Annotated in this window: 14 protein-coding genes and 1 tRNA gene; 6 read left to right on the top strand and 9 right to left on the bottom strand. The window is 62.4% G+C overall.

The genetic code is table 11. From position 1 onward, the window contains the following. Positions 1-4 precede the first annotated feature (4 nt). The gene (locus tag NKH67_RS20965; RefSeq protein ID WP_352470960.1) at positions 5-1,789 is read right to left on the bottom strand and encodes a pilus assembly protein TadG-related protein; all 1,785 of its coding nucleotides are present in this window, start codon (positions 1,787-1,789) and stop codon (positions 5-7) included. 1 nt (position 1,790) lies between these two features. Beyond that, on the bottom strand, positions 1,791-2,270 hold the full coding sequence (locus NKH67_RS20960; protein WP_084641571.1) for a TadE family protein: 480 nt from the start codon (positions 2,268-2,270) through the stop codon (positions 1,791-1,793). A gap of 381 nt (positions 2,271-2,651) precedes the next feature. On the opposite strand from NKH67_RS20960, the gene NKH67_RS20955 reads away from it, so the two are divergent. From NKH67_RS20955 to NKH67_RS20940, 4 genes are all read left to right on the top strand, one after another. After that, positions 2,652-4,244: a peptide ABC transporter substrate-binding protein gene (locus NKH67_RS20955; protein ID WP_352503455.1), complete on the top strand. Its 1,593-nt coding sequence runs from the start codon at positions 2,652-2,654 to the stop codon at positions 4,242-4,244. Positions 4,245-4,410: 166 nt separating this feature from the next. Then, positions 4,411-5,334: an ABC transporter permease subunit gene (locus NKH67_RS20950; RefSeq protein ID WP_352470962.1), complete on the top strand. Its 924-nt coding sequence runs from the start codon at positions 4,411-4,413 to the stop codon at positions 5,332-5,334. Next, entirely contained in the window at positions 5,327-6,445 is a 1,119-nt protein-coding gene (locus NKH67_RS20945; protein WP_353031757.1) for an ABC transporter permease, read from the top strand. Before NKH67_RS20950 ends, NKH67_RS20945 begins: the two co-directional genes overlap by 8 nt. Position 6,446: 1 nt before the next feature. Further along, positions 6,447-8,066, top strand: coding sequence for an ABC transporter ATP-binding protein (locus NKH67_RS20940; protein WP_352503453.1), 1,620 nt, complete (start codon positions 6,447-6,449; stop codon positions 8,064-8,066). Here NKH67_RS20940 and NKH67_RS20935 read toward each other — a convergent pair. Then, a complete protein-coding gene (locus NKH67_RS20935) occupies positions 8,041-9,249 on the bottom strand; it encodes a site-specific integrase (protein WP_352503452.1) in 1,209 nt (402 codons plus the stop codon). The genes NKH67_RS20940 and NKH67_RS20935 overlap by 26 nt on opposite strands. A gap of 318 nt (positions 9,250-9,567) precedes the next feature. Beyond that, positions 9,568-9,644, bottom strand: a tRNA-Pro gene (locus NKH67_RS20930). Between the two features lie 205 nt (positions 9,645-9,849). On the opposite strand from NKH67_RS20930, the gene NKH67_RS20925 reads away from it, so the two are divergent. Then, complete coding sequence (locus NKH67_RS20925) at positions 9,850-11,364, top strand: phosphomannomutase/phosphoglucomutase (protein ID WP_502893782.1); 1,515 nt, start codon at positions 9,850-9,852, stop codon at positions 11,362-11,364. A 17-nt stretch (positions 11,365-11,381) separates the two neighbouring features. Further along, entirely contained in the window at positions 11,382-13,652 is a 2,271-nt protein-coding gene (locus tag NKH67_RS20920) for an AGE family epimerase/isomerase (RefSeq protein ID WP_353031755.1), read from the top strand. On the opposite strand, the gene betB is transcribed toward NKH67_RS20920, so the two are convergent. The 5 genes from betB to betI are packed head-to-tail and all read right to left on the bottom strand — an operon-like array spanning position 13,616 to position 19,916. Then, entirely contained in the window at positions 13,616-15,079 is a 1,464-nt protein-coding gene (betB, locus tag NKH67_RS20915; protein WP_352501751.1) for a betaine-aldehyde dehydrogenase, read from the bottom strand. The two genes, NKH67_RS20920 and betB, sit on opposite strands and share 37 nt — an antisense overlap. A 57-nt stretch (positions 15,080-15,136) precedes the next feature. After that, entirely contained in the window at positions 15,137-16,789 is a 1,653-nt protein-coding gene (betA, locus tag NKH67_RS20910; protein WP_352501752.1) for a choline dehydrogenase, read from the bottom strand. A 3-nt stretch (positions 16,790-16,792) separates the two neighbouring features. Next, positions 16,793-17,800 carry a pyridoxal-phosphate dependent enzyme gene (locus NKH67_RS20905; protein WP_502893786.1) on the bottom strand — a complete coding sequence of 336 codons (1,008 nt, stop codon included), beginning with the start codon at positions 17,798-17,800 and terminating at the stop codon, positions 16,793-16,795. Next, positions 17,800-19,329, bottom strand: coding sequence for a choline-sulfatase (betC, locus tag NKH67_RS20900; protein WP_352501754.1), 1,530 nt, complete (start codon positions 19,327-19,329; stop codon positions 17,800-17,802). Before betC ends, NKH67_RS20905 begins: the two co-directional genes overlap by 1 nt. Then, positions 19,326-19,916 carry a transcriptional regulator BetI gene (gene betI / locus NKH67_RS20895; RefSeq protein ID WP_352501755.1) on the bottom strand — a complete coding sequence of 197 codons (591 nt, stop codon included), beginning with the start codon at positions 19,914-19,916 and terminating at the stop codon, positions 19,326-19,328. The genes betC and betI overlap by 4 nt, the downstream gene beginning before the upstream one ends. Positions 19,917-19,999 lie beyond the last annotated feature (83 nt).

The raw sequence follows: 19,999 nt of genomic DNA, 5'->3' as shown, positions 1-19,999 counted from the left end.
TATCTCATTGAACGAGCACGGAGCGCCCGCAAGTCGCGCCGACAACCCGCACATCGGCCTCGCCGACATGCACGCCGACAGCTGCAAGCACGTTATAGACCAGTTCGTCGACCGGCGCCGTCACGCCGTTCAGAACCGTTACCACCGCCGGCTTAACCGTTCCGAGCAGGGCCGTCACGTCCAGCCCGAGGCCCAGTGCATTGACCGAGAGCGAGAGGCCGCTGACCAGCGATGTCGTGAGTGATTGCGTCAGGTTTTTTGTGGCGACAGTTTTTATCGTCTTGTTGGCGATATCGGTGCTGTCGAACGTCAATGTGGTCGGATCGTTGTTGGTGATGGCAAGTGATGACGAACCCTTCACATCGAGCAGATTGAGGGTAAGCAGCAGAAGCTTCACGCTTACCTGGGCAATCGTGGCATCGGAGAACGATTGCGGATTGCTGAAATCGGCGAAGGCCGATGCGTTATTGTCGGCGTCGCTGGCGGCAAGGTGCAGCGAGGCCACGCCTGGCTGCGCGGCGATCGAGACCTTGATGCTATCCGGCCGGCCCGTCGGGCAGCTGATGTCGGTTAGCTTGGCTTCCGCATAGGCGACTTCGACATGCAGAGGCAGGTTGACGGACAGCAGGCTGATGCCGCCGCCGAGATTGGAATTGCCGATGCCCACTGTGGTGACCAGCTTGATGCGCGTCTGCGCGGTGCGCACCACGGTGCCTTTTTCCCCGACGGCCAGCCAGGGTGAGTATTGCATCGGTTCACCGATGGCGATGGCGAGCGTGGTGGAGGTAAGTCCCGGAATAGTGGCGCCGAGATCGACCTGGACCTGGTTTGAGCCATTGGCCAGCGAGGCGGCGGCACCCAGCATGCCCATCGCGCTTGCGTCGACGGAAAAGCCGGGAGACTTTTGTCCGAGGCCGAGCCTGCCGATCGAGCCAAGATCGATAAGATGACTGAGGGGTATCTTGACCGTGTTGGTGGCCCTCGACGCGATCGTCTGCAGCACAAGTTTGCTGGCGCTGCCCGACCCGGACGCATTGGCCATGGCGGTCGCGATCTGGCCTACCGTCGCTTTTGACGCCAGCACGTCGGAATAGCTGACACCTGTCAGTTGCAACTGTACGGCAAGGGCATCGACGAACGAAAGCACGTTTACATCGGCCGAGATCAGCGCGTTGTAGTCCATGACGCTGAGCGAAATGTTGGCGCCCAGCAACTTGCTGAGAAGCGCGTTGAGGATGCCGCCATTGACGCTGAGGAGCCTGGACCCGACCGAGAACATCGCTTGCGGGGTCACACTGGCGATGGCTTCGGTGCCGACAACCGGAGTAGGGATGAGCGAACTGGCGAAATACCGGGCGGGGATTTTTCGCAGAGTGACGCGAACGGCGTTGTAAGGCGTTTTGCCGGCTTCGAAGCGCTTGTCGACACCAACGGAGGACGCCGCTGAGTATCGGCCGCCGGTGACCGACACGACGGTTTTGCCAACCGTGGGAACGATTGTCTGACCTGCCTTTTGAACAATGATGCCGGGCATTCGGTTGTCACTGAGCGTGGTTACCGCCGCGGCTTCCATATTGTTGATGTTCGACGCCGCGGTGATCGCCGCCAGATCGGTCATCGCCTGGGCTTCCCTGCGCTCCGTGTAGATCGAACCTTCGTCGACAGCGAAGGCAGCCAGCCCCAGCGCGAATGGCGCTGTCAGCGCCGTCATGACGGCAAAGTTCGCCTTCTTGTCGCCAACCATCGAGCGAGCGATCCGCCCGATGCTCCTCAGCAAGAACTGCGACATTTCAAATGCCTCCAATCCTGATGGTAGATCTGCGCGACATCGTGGTTTGCGGCATCGCAAGGCTTGGTAACAGGTTCCAGATCGGCAGGTTGCTGGCATCGTACTGGATCGACACGACGAACTGATTTCCGTCGGCCGTGCTGTCCGTCGCCTGATAGGTCAGCTTGCCGGAATCGACAAACGGGTATCCACTGGCATTGTTTTTGACGAAACTCGCCACCAGCGCCTGGCGCTCGGTTTGATTCAATCCGGCAATTGCGGTGCGGGCGGCATCGGCGGCGATTTGCTGCAAGGAGTTGCTTGCACCAAAATAGATACCATATGCAACCATTCCGAGCAAAAGAAGGATAAAGATTGGGGAAAGCAGGGCGAACTCGACCGCGGAAGTTCCGGACTCTTCTCCAATTTTGCGTAGATTCGTCCGTATGTGGCGCAATATTTTACGCTTCAATGCGACAGTATTACTGTCTATCTTGTTCATTGCCCTTGCCCGTTGGAACCCAAGGTCGATGTGCCGATTCCATCGAAATTTGTAACCCTTGGTTGCCTAAGAACCAATTAATACATTCCGGTAAACTGAAAAGATCGGCCAGATTATTTCCCAGATCGGCGTTCTGGCCAGGAAACCCAGTCAAACTCATGGTTTCGACCATTGATTGGCCGCCCGCAAAACGACTGCCCCGGCCCCCTTACTTTGGGTGACCCCGAGAGTCTGTTGAAATAAAAAATCTCCACGTTACTGTTTGGCCACCAGCTGCCGGAGAGGGAACCGGCTGCGCGCTCGAAAGGAACCAGCCAATCGGTTTCGGGGCGTCAACACTTAGAGACGTGGCCGAAGGGCGACGTCGTTAGGGAGAACTCCATGCTGAAACATGTGCTGAAGGCGACGGTACTCGCCACGACCATGGTCTTGGCCGCCGGTACGTTCTACACGCCGGCTTTCGCCGCGACCGTCTACAACCGCGGAGCCGCCGCCGAAGCGGAGACGCTCGATCCGCACAAGACCTCGACGGTCTACGAAGCCGATATCATACGCGACCTGTTCCAGGGCCTCGTCATGCATGACCAGAAGACGAATCTCATTCCGGGCGCCGCTGAAAGCTGGACGGTGTCCGACGACGGCACTGTCTACACCTTCAAGCTGCGCAAGGACGGCCTCTGGTCGGATGGCAGCCCGGTGACGGCGGACGACTTCGTTTATTCGTTCCGTCGGCTGGAAGATCCGGCCACCGCTGCGGAATACGCTTCCATGCTCTATCCAGTGAAGGGTGCCGAGGAAGTCAACACCAAGAAGGGCAAGCCGGAGGATATGGGCGTCAAGGCGATTGACGCAAATACCCTCGAAGTCACGCTCAAGGCGCCAACGCCTTACTTCCTGGAGATGCTGACCCATCAGGCGACCTATCCGGTTAACAAGGCGTCTATCGAAAAGCTTGGCGCCGACTGGATCAAGGCAGGCAAGCTGGTCTCGAACGGGGCCTTTACAGCGGCAGAGTGGATTCCCAACGACCATCTGAAGCTGGTCAAGAATCCGAAATTCTGGGACGCCGCCAGCGTCAAGTTGGACGTGGTCAACTACATCCCGACCGAGGATCGCTCGTCCGCGATGAAGCGCTTCGAGGCCGGCGAATTCGACAGTTACGGTGACCTGCCGACCGAACAGCTCGCCGATCTCAAGACCAAATTCGGCGACCAGGTCCGTGTCGGGCCATATCTCGGCATCTACTATTACGCGATCAAGACCGACAAGGCGCCTTGGGACAACGTCGAACTGCGCAACGCTATCTCGATGGCGATCGATCGCGACTTCCTCGCTGAAAAAGTCTGGCAGAATTCGATGCTGCCCGGCTATTCGATGGTCCCTCCGGGTATCCAGGGCTACACGCCGGCACTGGCCAAATACGCCGACATGCCGCAGATCGACCGCGAGGACGCTGCCAAGAAGATCCTCGAGAAACTCGGCTATACACCCGAGCATCCGTTGAAGATGCAGATCCGCTACAACACCTCGGAAAACCACAAGAACACCGCTGTCGCCATCCAGGAACAGTTGAAGCCGCTTGGCGTCGAGGTCACGCTGCTCAACACCGACACCAAGACCCACTACTCCTTCCTCGAGCAGAAGGGCGACTACGATGTGGCGCGTGCCGCCTGGATCGCCGATTACAAGGACCCGGAAACCTTCCTCGGCATATCTCGCAAGGCCAGCGGCAACAATTATTCGAGCTATAACAGCCCGAAATTCGAGGCGGCCATGGACAAGGCCGCCGCCGCCGGCGGCAAGCCCGACCAGCGCATGAAGGAACTCGCCGAGGCCGAGCGCATCCTCGTCGACGACGTCGGCGAGATCCCGCTTCTCTACTACAGCTACCACGACATCGTTTCCTCGAAGCTGCACGGCTTCGACGACAATGTGATGGACATCCATCCGTCCCGCTTCATCAGCAAGGACTGATACCTTAGCCAGGCCGCCGCGCGACTCAATGCGCGGCGGCGCCGGTTTGCCATCGCATCGGCCCGGGAACCGGATTCGATTTTCGACAATGTCGGTGCGAAGATTTGAAGGCTAGAGCGCAATCGTCCAGCCGGACGCGCGCTGCTCTGGATCAAGCGGGGCATCGATGCTGCGATTCGTTTTCCGGCGGCTCCTGACCGCCATCCCGACGCTGTTCGTCATCGTGACTATAGCGTTCTTCCTGATACGCGTCGCGCCGGGCGGCCCGTTCAACCAGGAGCGGGGCCTGAGCCCCGAGATCAGGGCCAATCTCGAAGCCCAGTTCGGGCTCAACGACCCGCTCTGGCTGCAGTACCTCCATTATTTAGGCAATCTTCTGCGCGGCAATTTCGGCCCCAGCTACAACATGCCGGATTTCACCGTCGGCGAGTTGTTCAGGGAAGGCCTGCCGATCTCGATCCAACTTGGCGCTTCGGCGCTCGTTCTGGCGCTGCTCCTCGGCAGCGTGCTCGGCACTGTTGCCGCGCTCAACCAGAACAAGCTTGCCGACTATTCGGTGATCGCGCTGGCGACCGCCGGCAGCACCATACCAACCTTCGTCATCGCCCCGATAATCCAGCTTGTATTCGGATTGACCTGGAAGCTGCTGCCGATCGGCGGCTGGGGCGATGGAGCCCTCATCAACAAGGTCGGCCCGGTACTGACGCTCGCTCTGCCGCAGATCGCCATCGTTGCCCGCCTGATGCGCGGCTCGATGATCGAATCGCTGCACTCGCATCACATCCGCACCGCGCGCGCTCTCGGCCTGTCCGACTGGTCGGTCGTCGTCAAGCATGCGCTGCGCGGCGCCATCCTGCCGATCGTCTCCTTCACCGGTCCGGCAGCCGCAGCCCTTCTCACCGGCTCGGTCATCGTCGAGACCATCTTCTCTATCCCGGGCATCGGCCGCCATTTTGTCGTTGCCGCGCTCAACCGCGACTACACGCTGGTGATGGGGACGGTGGTGGTCATCGCGCTCTTCACCATTGTCTTCAACCTGATCGTCGACGTCCTCTATGGGGTCGTCGATCCGAGGGTGCGCTATGACTGATATCGCAGTTGCCGCACCGGTCGTCGGCCGGTCCCTTTGGGGTGACGCCTGGGCGCGCCTCAAGGCCAATCGCGCGGCCATGTTCAGCCTCTATTATCTTGCCTTCATCGCCGTCATCAGCGTGTTTGGGCCCTATCTCGTGCCGCACCAATACACCACCATCTATGCCGACTATGTCCGTACGCCGCCGAGCTTCTCCGCCTATCCGAAGGCCGACATGATCGAAGGCGCTCTCGATGAGGCGATCAGGCGTATGCGCGTCGACATCAAGGAGTGGCGGCAGGAGGACAGCCGTGTGTTCGTTACCGTCAAATCGTCCAAGCCGATCGATGACCGCAACATTCGCTACCTTGATCGTTCCGATACCTTTGATGACACAAAGATCGAGAGCAAATCGCCGGACGGTCTCGAAATGGTGATGAGTGCCTCGATCAAGCAGCAATATTTCCTGTTCGGCACCGACAATACCGGCCGCGATCTCCTGTCCCGAACGCTGATGGCCGGGCGCATATCGCTAGCCATCGGCCTGCTTGCCGGCATTGTGGCCGTGGTTAACGGCGTGCTCTATGGCGCCACCGCCGGCCTTGCCGGCGGCAGGGTCGACGAGGTGATGATGCGTGTCGTCGACGTGCTTTATTCTTTGCCGTTCATCTTCTTCGTCATCATGCTGGTGGTGTTCTTCGGCAGGAACTTCGTGCTGATGTTCCTGGCGGTCGGCGCGGTGCTGTGGCTCGACATGGCGCGCATCGTTCGCGGACAAGCGCTGTCGATCCGCCGGCAGGAATATGTCCAGGCGGCGGAAGCGATGGGCGTCGGCCAGCGAGGCATTCTGCTGCGCCATGTGATCCCCAATTTGCTCGGGCCGGTGGTGATCTACATGACGCTGCTGGTGCCGCAGGTCATTATCCTGGAGAGTTTTTTGTCGTTCCTCGGGCTTGGCGTCCAGGAGCCGATGACCAGCTGGGGCGTGCTGATCTCGGTTGGCGCCCAGAACGTCGGCTCGGCCAACTGGCTGCTTCTTTTCCCGGCCTTCTTTCTCGTCTCCACGCTGTTCGCGCTGAATTTCGTCGGCGATGGGCTGCGCGATGCGCTGGACCCGAAGGATCGTTGAGATGGCTGCTTCCGATACCATTCTCAGCGTCAAGGACCTTCGAGTCCGCTTCCGCACCCTCGACGGTGTGGTGGAGGCGGTGAAGGGCATCAATATCCACGTCAAATCAGGCGAAACCGTCGCCGTCGTCGGCGAATCCGGTTCCGGCAAGAGCCAGACGATGATGGCGGCGATGAGCCTGCTCGCCTCGAACGGCGAAGCCAGCGGCACAGTCGATTATCGCGGCCGCAATCTTTTGACCTTGAGCAAACCCGAGCTCAACAAGATCCGCGGCCGCAAGATCAGCATGATCTTCCAGGAGCCGATGACGTCGCTAGACCCGCTCTATTCGATCGGCAACCAGCTGATCGAGCCGATCCGCAAGCATCGCGGACTTGGCGCCGCCGCGGCGCGCGAGGAGGCGCTCAAGCTGCTGCGGCTGGTCCATATTCCCGATCCGGAGCGGCGGATGAAATCCTATCCGCACGAGTTGTCGGGCGGTCAGCGCCAGCGCGTCATGATCGCCATGGCGCTGGCCAACGACCCCGACATACTGATCGCCGACGAGCCGACGACCGCGCTCGACGTCACCATCCAGGCGCAGATCCTCATGCTGCTCGCCGAATTGCAGCGCAAGCTCGGCATGGCGATCGTCTTCATCACCCACGATCTCGGCATCGTCCGGCGCTTTGCCGATCGGGTCTATGTGATGCGATATGGCGAGGTGGTCGAGGAGGGCGAGGCGGAAGCGATCTTCGCCAACCCGCAGCACGGCTACACCAAGATGCTACTTGCCGCCGAACCGACCGGCACCAAGGCGCCGCCGCCTCCGAATGCCCCTGTCCTGCTTGAAGGCAGAAACGTCGAGGTGACCTTCAAGATCGGCGGCGGATTTCTTGGCGGCGAGCCGCTGCTGCTGCGCGCCGTCGATCGCATTTCGATACGGCTGAAGCGCAACCAGACGATCGGCATCGTCGGCGAATCCGGCTCGGGAAAATCGACGCTCGGCCGCGCCTTGCTGCGGCTCCTGCCCAGCGACGGTATCATCCGGCTTGGTGACCGCGACATTTCCCACGCCGACCGCCAGGCGATGAGGCCGCTGCGGCGCGAATTGCAGCTGGTTTTCCAGGATCCGTTCGGCTCGCTGTCGCCACGCATGACCGTCGGCCAGATCATCACCGAGGGGCTCCTGGTCCATGAGCCCAATCTGTCGGGCAGGCAGCGCGATCTCCGCGCGGTCGATGCCTTGCTCGAAGTCGGGCTCGACCCGAACACGCGCAACCGCTATCCGCATGAATTCTCCGGTGGTCAGCGGCAGCGCATCGCCATTGCGCGCGCCATGATACTCAAGCCTAAAGTGGTGGTGCTGGACGAGCCGACCTCGGCGCTGGACCGCTCCGTGCAGAAGCAGATCGTCGAATTGCTACGCAAGCTGCAGGCCGACCACGAACTGTCCTATCTGTTCATCAGCCACGATCTCGCCGTTGTGCGCGCCATGGCCGACTACATCATCGTCATGAAACAGGGCAAGATCGTCGAGGAGGGGCCGGCCGAGGCGATCTTCAGCAATCCGCAGGCAACCTACACACAGACACTGATGGCCGCGGCCATCGATGTCACGCGATTTCGCCTGAGCGCATAGCCTTGCTGGCGATCCGCCACATGTCGACGTCGCACAGCACAGGCCACATGGCGCGGGTATAGCGAAGCACATTCGGGGTGACATCGTCGCCGAGCCCGGCTTCCACGCGGCAGGTGCGGAACGCCTTCTCGATGCGCTTTGTCGGTTCGCCCAGGCTGTCATGGACGACCGGCCCGCAGTCGCAATCGATACGCTTCCAGCGGCGCATATGGGCGATCAGCCGTGACGGCAGTCGCGTCGGCGGACGCCATTTCTTGCTTTTTTTCGCGTGCTGATCTTTGCAATAGAACACGCCGCGGCCTAGGTCCGGCCAAGCTTCTGCGGCCTCGCCATCCCAATTGAGTTGCAGGATTGAACGATGTCGGCAGCCAGTGTAGAGCCCCACAATGATAAAGCGGCAGAGATGAGCGTACTGACCGTGCTTCCGGCGCAGCCGCAATGCCGCGCGCAGCAGTCCCGCTGCTTCCTCGCGCGTCAGCCAGCGCTCGCGCGCTGCTGGTTTGTCTGGCAAGGTGACGGACGGCTTCGGATCGAGACCGTATTCCTTGGCCCAAAAGTTGATCGCCGAGCGGAGGTCCTCAAGATCGCGACGCGGGCCTGATGTAAAGTCCTTGTCTCGCCACGCCGGGAGTAACGCACGGCGGGTCTCCATCGCCGCAGCGTTGAGCTTGGCGATTCGCTCACGCTCTACCCGATTGCGCTCGCGCGAACGGTGCTCGACATAGACGCGGCAGCGATCTCCATTGATGTTGGCGACCGGCTCGGTGCCGAAGAATTCGTTCAGAAAACGCATCCTGGCGAGAAATTCCTTGCGACCGGCAATCTTGGCCTGGCGTGCTTCGGTATAGGCGGCGAGGATGTCACCGACAGTCAGGCGGCGGGCATCGGCCCTGGAGATCGGGCGCTGATATTTGCCTGCGGCGGCAGGCCCGAGTTGAGGGCGCAGCATACCTGAAGCGCTAGACACCGCTCCCGTGCGGGCATGATGATGGGTCGTCACAATGGTCCCCTTTTTTGCTCCGAAGTTGTTCGTCCTGCGGACGGGGATCACTAGAAGAGGCGACAAGACCGGCTTTGCAACAAGCAAAATGGACGATAGTGCCGTGAGATGCAAAGACTTGCGAAAGGCGGCGCAGAATCGCGCCGGCTTGGCTTTCCCGCCGGACGACGAGTCTTGGCGCATTCCCGGAGGGTAGCTGACAGCCGCATCAAAATGGTGGCTCGGGCTATCCCATGTTCCGGTTGCAACTGAGGTGTAAATCTCACGCCGGCCTTCACGGGACGATTTGGCGTTTCGAAGCGGGGGAGGTTTCCGGTGCCTTGGAAATCTCGCTTTTTTCGGTGACGAACATGCGTTAGCAATAGCCGCGATCCGATGCCACTGCGGGCACCGCGTAGCCTCTCCTCGGCCAAACCTCTTTTTGTCGAATGTACAGGCGCAACTTGGAAGAGCCCCTACGAGCCCTGAGCCATTGCCTCCCGGGTTGGACAATGTTTTTTCTGGTCGGAGTGGCAGGATTTGAACCTGCGACCCCATCGTCCCGAACGATGTGCGCTACCAGGCTGCGCTACACTCCGTGACCAGACCGCGGGCTTATAGCCGCCGAGTTTGGTTACTGCAAGCGCCAATGGCAGCGCTTCTGTCGCATTTCTTTCGCTTTCGCCGCCACGTCATACAGGTTTCAGTTTCCTGTCGCACAAACACGGCTTAAAGGGCATCTGGGTAACCGTCCACTTGCCTCGAAGCACCTGATTCAGCCGCCTGGAGTTTGCAGCCTTGTCGATGAAGATCGTTAGCGATGCCAGACCAAACACATTCGAGTTCGAAACCTCGGCGCTCGTCATGCCGTCCGGGTTTCGCGAATATGATGCGCGCTGGTGGTTCGGCCATCCCGGCTCGAACGAAACGCCGGAACTCAATCTAATCGGCGTCCAGGCGCTCGGCATGGGGCTCGGCACGCTGATCCGTCGCCTGGGTGCCGGACCCGACATCGTCACCGGTCACGATTTCCGCTCCTATTCGCTTGCCATCAAGCTGGCGCTGGTTTCCGGGCTGATGGCGGCCGGCGCACGGGTCAAGGATGTCGGGCTTGCCCTGTCGCCGATGGCTTATTTCGCCCAGTTCGCGCTCGACACGCCGTCCGTCGCCATGGTCACTGCCTCACACAACGAGAATGGCTGGACCGGCGTCAAGATGGGCGCGGCGCGTCCGCTGACCTTCGGTCCGGAGGAGATGAGCGCGCTGAAGGCGATCGTGCTGTCAAGCGATTTCGACCTTGTCGGTGATGGCTCCTACGCCTTCGTTGCGGATTTCCGCAAAACCTACCTTGACGATCTGACCGCGGGAAAGCGTATCTCCAGGAAGCTCAAGGTGGTGGCCGCCTGCGGCAACGGCACCGCCGGGGCTTTCGCTCCCGAGGCACTGGAAAGTATCGGCTGCGAGGTCATCCCGCTCGACGTCGAGCTCGATCATACGTTTCCCAATTACAATCCCAACCCCGAAGACATGCAGATGCTGCACGCCATTCGCGACAAGGTGCTGGAAACGGGCGCCGATGTCGGGCTAGGCTTCGACGGCGACGGCGATCGCTGCGGCGTGGTCGACAATGAAGGCAACGAGATATTCGCCGACAAGGTCGGCGTAATGCTGGCGCGCGACATTTCGCACCTCTATCCCGGCTCGACTTTCGTCGTCGACGTTAAGTCGACCGGATTGTTCATGACTGACAAGGTGCTGCAGGAGAATGGCGCGGTCACCGACTATTGGAAGACCGGTCACTCCTATATCAAGCGGCGGGTGGCCGAACTCGGCGCCGTTGCTGGTTTTGAGAAATCGGGCCACTTCTTCTTCAATCCTCCGATCGGCCGCGGCTATGACGATGGCCTGGTCACGGCCATCGCCATCTGCCAGATGCTGGATCGCAGCCCGCAAAGCAGCATGGCTGACCTCTATCGCGATCTGCCGCTGACCTTTGGCACGCCGACCATGTCGCCACACTGCGCCGACGAGCTCAAATACGGCGTCGTCGAGCGCGTCGTAGGCGACTTTCGCAAGATGAAGGACGAGGGCACGGTCTTCGCCGGCCAGAAGATCGGCGAACTGATCACCGTCAACGGCGTCAGGGTCGTGGCGGAGGATGGTACATGGGGGTTGGTGCGGGCATCATCGAACAAGCCGGAGCTTGTGGTGGTGGTGGAGAGCCCGGTATCGTCCGAGCGGCGCCGGCAGATGTTCGAAGCCGTCGATGCGGTGCTGCGCCGCAGCCCCGAAGTCGGCGCCTACAATCAGACTTTTTGAACGCGGGGCTTGTTTTCATGATCGAACGGATCGTCAGTTTTGTGATGAGCGGCGGCGTCGGCTCGCGGCTGTGGCCGTTGTCGCGCGAGGACAATCCCAAGCAGTTCCATGATTTCTCGGGCGACGGCTCAATGCTGGCCAAGACGCTGCGCCGGCTGACCGCGCGGCCGGAAGGCGAAACGCCGGTTTTCCTGATTGCCTCGGAAAGGCATGCCGACCGCGTTCATGCCGACATTGCCGGTCACGAGCTTTCCGGCGGCGGCCCGCTGTTCGAGCCGACCGGACGCAATACTGCCGCGGCCGTCGCTTTGGCAAGTCTGCGCACGCTGTCGGAATTCGGCGACAGCCTGGTGCTGGTGGTGCCGTCCGATCATGAGATCGCGACGCCACAGCAATTCTGGCGGAGCATCGAGGCCGGCACGGCGGCCGCGCGCCAAGGCAGGCTGGTTGTGTTCGGCATCAAGCCCGCCCAACCCGAGACCGGTTACGGCTACATCGAGGTGGCCGGCGAGCGTGATGGCATCTGCGATGTCTCGCGTTTCGTCGAAAAACCCGATCTCGCCACGGCGCAGAGCTATCTCGAGGCCGGCAATTTCTACTGGAACACCGGCATCTTCCTGTTTCGCGCCAGTGCCATGCGCGACGCGTTCATGGCCTTCCAGCCCGACATCTGGAGCGCCACAGAGGCTGCCTATCAGGCTGCGACATCGGATCTTTCCGGCCTCTACATGCCTCTGGATCTCTATGCCGCCATCCCATCGACATCGATCGACTATGCGATCATGGAGCGCGCCAGCGGCATCGCCATGGTGCCGGCCGGCTTTCGCTGGAACGATCTCGGCTCCTGGCAATCGCTGCTCGACGTCGGCCCCTCCGACACGCAGGGCAATGTCATCGTCGGCGATGTCGTCGCCATCGATTGCGAGAACTCCTATATCCGCAGCGACGGCCGCCTGCTGTCGGCCATAGGCCTGAAGGACGTCGCCATCGTGTCGACCGCCGACGCCACTTTCGTTGCTCCGGTCAGTCACAGCCAGAACGTCAAGAAGATCGTCGAGCAGCTCGAAAAAAGCGGCCGCCTTGAGACCAGGTTCACGCCCGCCGACGACCGCGTCATCGAAAGCGGCGCCTGGCAGCGCCGCGTGCACCATTGGCTGTTCGAGGAGACGGTGCCGTTGTGGTCGACGGTCGGCGTCGATGAGCGCCACGGCGGGTTCCACGAGGCGCTCGGCTTCGATGCCACCCCGCTGATGAAACCCAAGCGCATGCGCACGCAGGCCAGGCAGATCTACGCCTTCGCCGTCGCCAAGGCGCGCGGCTGGAACGGCCCGGCCGATCGGCTGATCAGCCACGGCCTCGAATTCATGGCCAGGCACGGACGTACCGACAATGGCGGCTGGGTACGCACGCTCAACGTCGACGGCACCGTCGCCGACGCCGCCGAGGATGCCTATGACCATTCCTGCGTGCTCCTGGCGCTGGCGCATGCCCATATGTGCGGCAATCCCGATGCGTTGCGGCTTGGCCAGGAGACCTTTGCGTTCATCGACGCGCATCTCGAGGACGAACGCCTGACCGGCTTCCGCGAGACCTCGAGCGGCGAGGGCGAGCGCCGCTCCAACCCGCACATGCATCTGCTCGAGGCATTCCTGGCCTGGCATCAGGCGACCGGCGAGCGCGCCCATCTTCGTCGCGCCGCGCGCATCGTCGATCTGTTTCGCAGCCATTTCTTCGACCCGGAAAGCTGGACGCTGGGTGAGTATTTCGACCATGAATGGCGGCCGACCCCTGGTGAGAAGGGCACGTGGACCGAACCCGGCCATCATTTCGAATGGGCCTCGCTGCTGGTCGACTTCGCCGGCCGCAGCGGCCAGAGCGGCTTGACCGGCCTTGCCCGGAAGCTCTACGCGTCGGCGATCGCCAATGGCCTGAACCGCGCCACGGGCCTCGCCTACGGCGCCGTCTCGCGGCAAGGACTGCCGCTCGACCGCGTCTCGCGCAGCTGGCCGCAGGCCGAAGCGATCAAGGCGGCGATCGCGCTGGACGGTTCGGGCGGTCCCGACCTGAAGCCGGAGATCGAGGCGCGTGTCGGCCGGCTGTTCCGCTGGCACATCAATCCGGCACCGCTCGGCCTGTGGATCGACCGCATCGACGAGCGTGGCCGCTCCTTGGCGAGCGAGGTGCCGGCCAGCATCTTCTATCATCTCGTCTGCGCGCTGACGCAGTATCTGGACGGCACGGCGCCCAAGGATCAGTACGGGCTGGCGACATCCCCGGTCTCGACATAGACCGACTTCAGCTGCGAATAGAGCGCCAGTGCCGCGAGCGAATTCTCGCGGCCGATGCCGGACTGCTTGAAGCCGCCGAAGGGGATTTCGACCGGCGTCAGATTGTAGGCGTTGATCCAGCAGGTGCCGGCCTGCAGTTCGGCGATGACACGATGGGCGCGCGCCAGGTCTCGCGTGAACACGCCTGCTGCGAGGCCGAATTCGGTGTCGTTGGCGCGATCGATCACCTCGTCCTCGCTGTCGAATTTCAGCACGCTCATGACCGGCCCGAAAATCTCCTCGCGGGCAATGCGCATCGTGTCGACGACACCGGTGAACACCGTCGGCTCGACGAAGAAGCCGCCCTGAAAACCCTGCAGCGAAGGCACGTTGCCGCCGCAGCCGAGCACCGCGCCATCCTGCTTGCCGGCCTCGATGTAAGAGACCACCTTGTCGTGCTGCGCCTTCGAGACCAGCGGCCCCATCTGCGTGTCCGGATCGAGCGGATCGCCGATGCGGATTTTCTTCGTCCGTTCGGTCAGCCTCTCGACGAAACGGTCAAGGATGCCGCTCTGCACGAAGACCCGCGTGCCGTTGGAGCAGATCTGGCCGGTCGAATAGAAATTGCCGAGCATCGCGCCGCCGATGGCGTTTTCGAGGTCGGCGTCTTCGAAGACGATCAGCGGCGACTTGCCGCCGAGCTCCATCGTCGCGTGCTTCATCTTCGAGCCGGCGAGCGACAGCACTTTGCGGCCGGTCGGCACCGAGCCGGTCACCGAGACCTTGGCGACGACATCGTGGCCGACAAGGCCGGCGCCGACATCGCCAAAACCCTGCACCACGTTGAACAGCCCGTCGGGCAGCCCGGCCTCGGTATAGATTTCGGCGAGCGCCAGCGCTGATAACGGCGTGTTTTCCGATGGTTTGAAAACCATCGCATTGCCCATTGCGAGGGCGGGTGCGGATTTCCAGCCGGCGATCTGGATCGGATAGTTCCAGGCGCCAATGCCGACGCAAACGCCGAGCGCCTCGCGCCTGGTATAGGCAAAGGGTCCGCCGAGATCCACGGCCTCGCCATTAAAGGCGGCGACGGCGCCGCCGAAATATTCCAGGCAGTCGGCCGCCGACGGGGCGTCCGCAACCAGCGTCTCCTGGATCGGTTTACCAGTGTCCAGCGTCTCGATGCGCGCCAGATCGGCATTGCGCGCGCGCAAAATGTCGGCGGCGCGGCGCAGGATGCGGCCGCGTTCGACCGGCTTCAGCCGCGCCCAGGCCGGTTGTGCTGCACGCGCGGCCTCGATCGCGAGCTCCAGCACGTTCGGCGTCGCCGAGCGCAGCATGGCGATGGTCTCGCCGGTTGCCGGATAGATAACCGGCAGCGCTGCGCCGCGCTCGTCGTCGATATAGCGGCCGTTGACATAATGCGATGCCGTTGGCTGGGCGCGCATGACTGTTCTCCAAATCGTTGTCGCGGCATGCGGACTGTGCGTCCGCCGGATCATGGCCTATCTGTCCGACACCTGCCAGCGCGGATTGATCCATGGTTCCTGGTTGGAAGGTGGCAGCGGCGTACGCCCGAGAATGTGGTCGGCGGCTTTCTCGCCGGTCATGATCGACGGAGCGTTGAGATTGCCATTGGTGACGCGCGGGAAGATCGAGGAATCGGCGACCCGAAGCCCTTCGACGCCAATGACGCGGCATTCCGGATCGACGACGCTCATCGCATCGTCGGCACGGCCCATCTTGCAGGTGCCGCAAGGGTGGTAGGCGCTTTCGGCGTGGTCGCGAATGAAGGCGTCGAGCTCTTCATCCGATTGTACATGCGAGCCCGGCGACAGTTCCTTGCCGCGGTACGGATCGAAGGCCGCTTGCCCGAAGATCTCGCGGGTCAGCCGGATGCAGTGGCGGAACTCCGTCCAGTCGTCCGGATGCGACATGTAGTTGAAGCGGATCACCGGCTTCGATTTGGGATCGGGCGAGCGCAGCGTGACCGAACCGCGCGACTTCGACCGCATCGGCCCGACATGCGCCTGGAAGCCGTGCGCCTTGGCCGCCGCCTTGCCGTCATAGCGGACCGCGGCCGGGATGAAGTGATACTGGATATCGGGATAGTCGACGCCGGCGCCCGAGCGTACGAAGGCGGCCGCCTCGAAATGATTGGTGGCGCCGAGGCCGGACTTGAAGAACAGCCATTGTGCCCCGATCAGCGCCTTCGAGAACGGGTTCAGCACCGAGTTCAGCGTGATCGGCTTCGTCGATTCCTGCTGGATGTAGAGTTCCATATGGTCCTGCAGATTGCGACCGACGCCGGGCCGGTCGACAATCACCGGGATGCCGTTCTCCCTAAGGTGCTGGCCGGGGCCGATGCCGGATAGCATCAGGATCTTGGGCGAGTTGATCGAGGACGCCGCAACGATCACCTCACGCCGCGCTCTGACCATCTGAATCCGTTTGCGCACTTCGATCTCGACGCCGGTGGCGCGTTGATTCTCGATGATTACCCGCCGGGCGAAACCCTTGACCAGACTGACATTTTTCCGCCTGAGTGCCGGCCTGAGGTAGGCGCTCGCCGCCGACCAGCGGCGACCGCCGCGAATGGTCTGCTCCATCGGCCCAAAGCCTTCCTGCTTCGCGCCGTTGTAGTCGTCGGTCAGCTCGAAACCGGCCTGGCGGCCCGCCTCGACGAAGGCGCCGTAGAGTGGGTTCGTCCTCGAGCCGCGCTGCACAGTCAGCGGGCCGCCGTGGCCGCGCCAGCCATTCTCGCCGCCTGCGCTGTCCTCCATGCGCTTGAAATAGGGGAGCACGTCGGCAAAGCCCCAGCCGGCGGCACCCTGTTCGGCCCAATGGTCGAAGTCACGTGCATGGCCGCGCACATAGACCATGCCGTTGATCGAGGATGAGCCGCCGATGACCTTGCCGCGCGGCGTCGCCAGCACGCGGCCGCCGAGATACGGCTCCGGCTCGCTGACGAAGCCCCAGTCGTAAAGGCTCATATTGAGCGGGATCGACAGCGCCGACGGCATCTGGATCAGCGGCCCGATATCGCTGCCGCCATATTCGATGACGATCACCGAATGCTTGCCGTCCTCCGACAGCCGGTAGGCCATGGCCGAGCCGGCCGAGCCGGAGCCGATGATGACGAAATCCGCTTCAAGCATGGTTCATATGCGCCCATGGTTCATATGCGCCATGAAATCGGCGAGCGAGACGTTGCCGCCGGTTGCCATCACCAGAACGGTCCTGCCGGTTATGTCGACCTTGCCGCCGAGCACCGCCGCCAGCGAGGCAGCGCCGGATGGCTCAAGCACCAGCTTCATCCGCTCGAAGGCAATGTGCATGGCGCGCCGCACCGACGCATCATCGACAGTGACGCCGCGAACGCCGGCGGTCGTCACCGCTGCGAACGGCGCGTCGCCGGGCCGCCGCGACATCAGCCCGTCGCAGATCGATTTCGGCCCGATCGGCATGGTTTCGATGGCGCCATGCGCGAGCGACGAGCCCATGCCGTCAAAACCTTCCGGCTCGACGCCGATGATCTCTGTGGCGGGCGACAGATAGTGGAAGGCCAGCGAAACGCCACCTATCAGCCCGCCACCGCCGACCGAACAGAACAAGAGATCGGCCTCCACTTGCCTGGCGGTGAGCTGGTCGAGTGCCTCCAGTCCGGCGCCGGCCTGGCCGGCGACGATCTCCGGATCGTCGAACGGGTGCAGCAGGGCCAGGTCATCGCTGGCGGCGATCTCACGCGCTCTGGCGGCGGCGACTTCCTCACGCGCGCGCTCGCCATGGTCGGTCAGCACGACACGCGCGCCATACCCCGACGTGGCATCGCGTTTGGCGGCAGGGGCGTCGATCGGCATGACGATGGTGACGGGAATGCCAAGCGCCTGGCCCGCCGCCGCCAGCCCCTGCGCGAAATTGCCGGAGGAATAGGCGACGACGCCCTTTTTGGTTTCGTCAGGCGAGAGCTTCTTCAGCCGCCAGTAGGCGCCGCGCACCTTGAACGATCCTGCCCATTGCAGCGATTCGGCCTTGACGAAGACGCGGGCGGCGCCGGTCTCGCGGGCAAGTGCCGCCGATTCCAGGAGCGGCGTGATCTGCGTCGCCTTGGAGGTGACGGCATAGGCCTGCCTGAGATGGTCGAGCGAGGGGACGAGACGGTCTGCCATCATTTGCCTCGCGGAAAGCGCTTCTGCTCTTCGAGCAGGTCGAGGTTCATATGGTTTCGCATGTAGCGCTCCGATGCCTTCTGCAGCGGCTGGAATTCCCAGGGATAATGGGTGCCGTTGCGCAGCGCCGGGTAGACCACCCAGCGGCGTGCCTGGCTGGCACGCACCGCGGCATCGAACGCCGCCATGTCCCAGCGCGCCCGCACCTTGTCGGTGAAAGCGGCCACCAAAGCCGCATTGGCCGGATCGGCGGCGAGGTTGGTCGATTCCAGCGGATCCGATTCAAGATCAAACAGTTGCGGCGGATCGATCTCGCAATGGATGAATTTGTAACGGCCCTCGCGCAGCGCCACCATCGGCGCGTTCGAGCCTTCGGCGGCATATTCCATCAGCACCGGCGCGGAGCGCTTCTTTCCATTCAGCAGCGGCAGCAGCGACTGGCCGTCGGTCCACGACGCAATCGCGCTGATGTCGATGCCGGCGAGGTCGCAAAGCGTCGGCGTCACGTCGAGGTTGGAGACCGGCGTGTCGATCAGCCCGGCGGCGATGCCTTTGCCGGCGATCATCAGCGGCACCCGCGCCGAACCTTCGAAGAAGCACATCTTGAACCACAGGCCGCGCTCGCCGAGCATGTCGCCGTGATCCGAGCAGAACAGGATGATCGTGTCGTCGAGCATGTGCGTGTGCTCGAGCACCGACATCAATTCGCCGAGCTTGTCGTCGAGATATGAGATGTTGGCGAAATAGCCACGGCGCGCGCGGCGGATCTGCTCCGCTGTGATGTCAAAGCTGTCATAGTCGCTGGCGCGGTAGAGCCGCTGCGAATGCGGATCCTGCCTTTCGTAAGGAATAAAGCCGACCTCGGGCTCGAGCGCCGGGCAGTCCTCGTAGAGGTCCCAGTATTGCCGCCGTGCGACGTAAGGATCGTGCGGATGGGTGAAGGAGACCGTCAAGCACCAGGGCCGATGTGCGGCATCGTCGGAGACGCGGGCAAAATCATAAAGCTTCTGCACCGCATGGAAGGCGACCTCGTCGTCATATTCCAGCTGGTTGGTGATCTCGGCAGTACCGGCGCCGCTGACGGAGCCGAGATTGTGATACCACCAGTCGATGCGCTCGCCGGGTTTGCGGTAGTCCGGTGTCCAGCCGAAATCAGCCGGATAGATGTCGGTGGTCAGCCGCTCTTCGAAGCCGTGCAACTGGTCCGGACCGACGAAATGCATCTTGCCGGATAGGCAGGTGTGATAACCTGCGGCGCGCAGATGATGGGCGAAGGTCGGGATCGAAGACGCGAATTCGGCGGCGTTGTCATAGACCCCGGTGCGTGACGGCAATTGGCCGCTCATGAATGCGGCGCGGCCCGGCGCGCAGAGCGGCGAGGCCGTGTAATTGTTGCAAAAACGCGCCGAACGCGCGGCGAGCGGCTTCAGATGCGGCGCGTGCAGGAAGTCCGCCGGCCCATCCGGAAACAGCGTTCCGTTGAGCTGATCGACCATGACGATCAGGATGTTGGGTCGCTTGGATGTCACTGCTTCTGCCGTCCGCTGAGCTTCGTTTCGAGATAGTCCTCGACCAGTGCAATCGCGGTCGCGGCATCGGGAAGACCGTCCTTCAGCGCGCGCCTGATATAGAGCCCGTCGATCAGCGCCGCCGTCGCTTCGGCGACCCGGTCGGCCTCGCTTCTCGGCAGGATGCCGGTCAGCCCGCTGAGCAGATTGGAATGCAGCCGCCGCGCATAGACCTTGAGCAGCCGTCGAAGTGCTGCCGATTTTTGCGCCTCGACATAGAAGGCGAGCCAGGCGGCGATCGTTTCGGGCTGGAACTGGATGTCGGAAAAATTGACCGCAACCACCGCCGAGACGCGCTGGCGCGCCGTGCCGGCCGCGCGAAGTGCACGGCCCGTATCGGCGGTGAGCTCGCTGAGGATGTGCCGCATCGTCGCCAACAGCAATTCGTCCTTGACGCCGAAATAGTGGTGGGCAAGCGCCGAGGACACGCCGGCGCGCCCGGCGATTTCCGACATCGTCACATCAAGCGAACCGCGCTCGCCGATCGCCGAGATCGTTGCATCGATTAGCGCCCTGCGGCGCAACGGCTCCATTCCGAGTTTCGGCATTCTTGCTCCGGCCTATTGGGGCAAGATTATTTTTTATTGACGCATCAATCAACAAAAATCCACCCTGATTTGCTGGCAAAAGC

This window comes from Mesorhizobium sp. M0968 (genome assembly GCF_040319065.1).
Classification (GTDB): Bacteria; Pseudomonadota; Alphaproteobacteria; order Rhizobiales; family Rhizobiaceae; genus Mesorhizobium.
The sequence above is the reverse complement of the archived record's forward strand: the minus strand, read 5'-3'. Positions and strand labels throughout refer to the sequence as shown.

Excerpts from the sequence above, each read along its gene's own strand:
- NKH67_RS20940 (WP_352503453.1), top strand. The coding sequence starts at position 6,447 with ATGGCTGCTTCCGATACCATTCTCAGCGTCAAGGACCTTCGAGTCCGC.
- NKH67_RS20960 (WP_084641571.1), bottom strand. The coding sequence starts at position 2,270 with ATGAACAAGATAGACAGTAATACTGTCGCATTGAAGCGTAAAATATTG.
- NKH67_RS20920 (WP_353031755.1), top strand. The coding sequence starts at position 11,382 with ATGATCGAACGGATCGTCAGTTTTGTGATGAGCGGCGGCGTCGGCTCG.
- betI (WP_352501755.1), bottom strand. The coding sequence starts at position 19,916 with ATGCCGAAACTCGGAATGGAGCCGTTGCGCCGCAGGGCGCTAATCGAT.
- NKH67_RS20950 (WP_352470962.1), top strand. The coding sequence starts at position 4,411 with ATGCTGCGATTCGTTTTCCGGCGGCTCCTGACCGCCATCCCGACGCTG.
- NKH67_RS20935 (WP_352503452.1), bottom strand. The coding sequence starts at position 9,249 with ATGCGCCAAGACTCGTCGTCCGGCGGGAAAGCCAAGCCGGCGCGATTC.
- betA (WP_352501752.1), bottom strand. The coding sequence starts at position 16,789 with ATGCTTGAAGCGGATTTCGTCATCATCGGCTCCGGCTCGGCCGGCTCG.
- NKH67_RS20945 (WP_353031757.1), top strand. The coding sequence starts at position 5,327 with ATGACTGATATCGCAGTTGCCGCACCGGTCGTCGGCCGGTCCCTTTGG.
- NKH67_RS20905 (WP_502893786.1), bottom strand. The coding sequence starts at position 17,800 with ATGGCAGACCGTCTCGTCCCCTCGCTCGACCATCTCAGGCAGGCCTAT.
- NKH67_RS20925 (WP_502893782.1), top strand. The coding sequence starts at position 9,850 with ATGAAGATCGTTAGCGATGCCAGACCAAACACATTCGAGTTCGAAACC.
- NKH67_RS20955 (WP_352503455.1), top strand. The coding sequence starts at position 2,652 with ATGCTGAAACATGTGCTGAAGGCGACGGTACTCGCCACGACCATGGTC.
- betB (WP_352501751.1), bottom strand. The coding sequence starts at position 15,079 with ATGCGCGCCCAGCCAACGGCATCGCATTATGTCAACGGCCGCTATATC.
- NKH67_RS20965 (WP_352470960.1), bottom strand. The coding sequence starts at position 1,789 with ATGTCGCAGTTCTTGCTGAGGAGCATCGGGCGGATCGCTCGCTCGATG.